The sequence below is a fragment of the Brachyspira catarrhinii genome, from assembly GCF_005518285.1.
GTDB classification, from domain to species: domain Bacteria; phylum Spirochaetota; class Brachyspiria; order Brachyspirales; family Brachyspiraceae; genus Brachyspira; species Brachyspira catarrhinii.
The window spans coordinates 1-2,655 of record NZ_SJDU01000322.1 but is presented as its reverse complement, the minus strand read 5'-3'; the positions used below and the strand labels follow the sequence as shown (position 1 = coordinate 2,655).

The window sequence follows — 2,655 nt, the reverse complement described above, 5'->3', positions numbered from 1 at the left end:
TATTATAAAACTATTTTTTAAAAATCTAATCATATTCAATTTTTAAAAACGGAATTTTGCTTAATTATATTATTTTTGACAACGAAAAACCGAGAGAATGGATTGAAAAAAGCGTTTATTCAAAAGAAGAAAATCTATTTGATTCTATAAATAAACTTTTAAAAGATGTTTATGACAACTCGAATAATCGAATTACTTATATAACGGAAGAAGATTATACTTCGCTTTTAGGATATTATTATCAAAAAATAATTTTAGAAAATAGCGATATTTATAGATTATTTTACGATTTCCATAAAGAAAATATTTATTTCAATATTGATTATTTGGAATATTTAATGAATAAAATTGATAAAACGAATAGCGAAATAATAAACGATTTGGCAATAAATATTCAAAATTGTCTTAACAAAAAAAATCATTATTATCTATATTCTTTGGGATGTATGCATTATAGCAAATATAAAGTGGACGCGATTTTAAGCGATATTGAATCTTCTATTGAAAATTATAATAACGCTTTGAAATTAAAAAATTATTATAAATATTATTACCGACTTGCAAACGCGTATATTTTGAAAAACGATTACGATAACGCTAAAAAATATTTTGAAGAAGCGATTAAACTTGACGAATCGAATATTGAAATTATAAAAGAATTATTGTCTTTACTTAAAAGAGATATTAATGAAAACGGAAACGAAGTAATTTATTATTTGAAAAGAATTTTGGAAATAGATAAAAACGATAAAGAAGCTTTGACGGATATTTTGAAATTATACGAACGAATAGGCGATTATGAAAGCATGTCCAATTATAATAAAATTTTGGAAAATATAAAATAATAAAATTTAAGTTGACAATATAATAAAAATTATATATACTATTTAAGATATAAAATTAAAAATAATAATTAGCAAATAAAGATTATGAGAAATAAACAAATTAAATACACGAAAGTTTTGAGAAGTTATAAAAGAAGCGCAAGAAAAAAAAGCTTAAAAAAGAATTTAATAAATAGTTTGAAGAAAAATATAAATTTACTTTTTGAATATTTTAAAAATAAAGCCGAAAGTTTTTTAATGAATTTCGATTTTTCAAAAATAACGGATTTATTACAAAATAGAAAAATTCAAATTTCATTATTAATAATTTTCGTTTTATTATTCAATTTTTTAATATTTGCCGTAAAAAACAAATCCAATTATTCAATGAGCGTCAAAAAATCCGACAGTTCGGACGAAACTTACAAAAAAATATTGTCCGAAATGAGTCCCGCTACCAATAACGAAATGGAAGAAGTTTTATTAAATATTCCTAAAATCACTTCGCTTCCTTCCGTTGAAAATATAAACGGAAAAGTTTCTGGCATTTTTTACGATTATATAACTTCCGATTACACTTTAAATAGCGATGGAACAATCGGAATCAAATACGAAGAATATACGATTGGGGAAGGAGAAAATCTCACGACAATATCGCGAAAAATCGGAGCGAGTTTGGATACTTTGGTTAGCGTAAATAAAATAAGCAACGCGAATAAATTGAGTCCAGGACAGAAAATTATAATTCCAAATAGAAACGGATTATTGCATACGATTAATGAAAACGAAAAAATAGAAGAAGTCGCCGATAAATACGATATTCAATTAAATAGAATTTTGGCTTTCAATAAAATCAAAAATGTTTCCGATATAAAAATCGGAGACGATATATTTTTGCCAGGAGCAAGATATACTTTGGACGAAAGGATAGACAAATTCGGACAAATGTTTAGTCTGCCTACAATCGTAAATAGAATAAGCAGCGTTTTCGGTTATAGAATTCATCCTATTACGGGCGTTAGAACGAAACACATGGGAGTCGATATTCCAGGAATTTTGAATACTCCCGTTTATGCGGCAAGAAAAGGAAAAGTAATATTTGCGGGCTATAGCGGAGGATACGGAAATTTGGTAATCGTTCGTCATGATAAAGGCTACACGACTTATTACGGACATCTTAACAGAATAACCGCGAAAATTGGAGACAATGTCGGAGTCGGAGTTATGATAGGAAGAATGGGAAGCACGGGAAATTCCACTGGAAGCCATTTGCATTTTGAAGTGAGAAGAAACGGAGAGGCTTTGAATCCCGCCGATTTTATTCCAATAAGAAAATTCCTCGTTAGACGATAAATTATTTTTATAAAAAATTTATGCAAAATCAAAATAAAATTTTTCTATATAAAGATTTGCGTTTAAGAATTTATAAATCAAATTTAGAATTGTAGAATTTTGAATTTGATTCGAATATTCGGGTTTTAAAATTTCTGGCGGTAAAATCATTATAATTGAAGAAATAAAAACGATTATTATGCATGCGACTAAAGTCAAAACTATCGCTCCAAGAAGTCTATCGACCCAACCCAAAAATATAATTTTTAGTAATTTTTTTATGTTGTCTTCCGCTTTAGATAAAATTATGCGAATTATTGAATAACTCGCTATAAAAGAAATTATTTTTAAAATAACGGAATGATTAAAAATTTTTGACAAATTATTATATATTAAAGGCGCTATTATAAAAGTTATTATTATCGCTGCTATTGGAACGGTTATCGAAATTATTCCTTTATAAAAACCGTATAAAAAAATAAAACCTAAAATTATTATT

At 26.5% G+C, this 2,655-nt stretch carries 3 protein-coding genes; 2 read left to right on the top strand and 1 reads right to left on the bottom strand.

Annotated elements, in window-relative coordinates; all coding sequences use genetic code 11:
* Nucleotides 1-56: 56 nt before the first annotated feature.
* Entirely contained in the window at nt 57-845 is a 789-nt protein-coding gene (locus EZH24_RS09985; protein ID WP_137998998.1) for a tetratricopeptide repeat protein, read from the top strand.
* Between the two features lie 84 nt (nt 846-929).
* Nucleotides 930-2,177 (top strand): M23 family metallopeptidase, encoded by a 1,248-nt coding sequence (locus EZH24_RS09980; RefSeq protein WP_137998997.1) that lies wholly within the window; start codon nt 930-932, stop codon nt 2,175-2,177.
* An 18-nt stretch (nt 2,178-2,195) separates the two neighbouring features.
* Here the strand turns inward: EZH24_RS09980 and EZH24_RS09975 are convergent, their stop codons facing one another.
* A complete protein-coding gene (locus tag EZH24_RS09975; RefSeq protein ID WP_236847157.1) occupies nt 2,196-2,654 on the bottom strand; it encodes a CvpA family protein in 459 nt (152 codons plus the stop codon).
* Nucleotide 2,655 lies beyond the last annotated feature (1 nt).

What these genes read in the sequence shown, in the direction of transcription:
- EZH24_RS09980 (WP_137998997.1), top strand. Translation starts at nt 930, where the DNA reads ATGAGAAATAAACAAATTAAATACACGAAAGTTTTGAGAAGTTATAAA.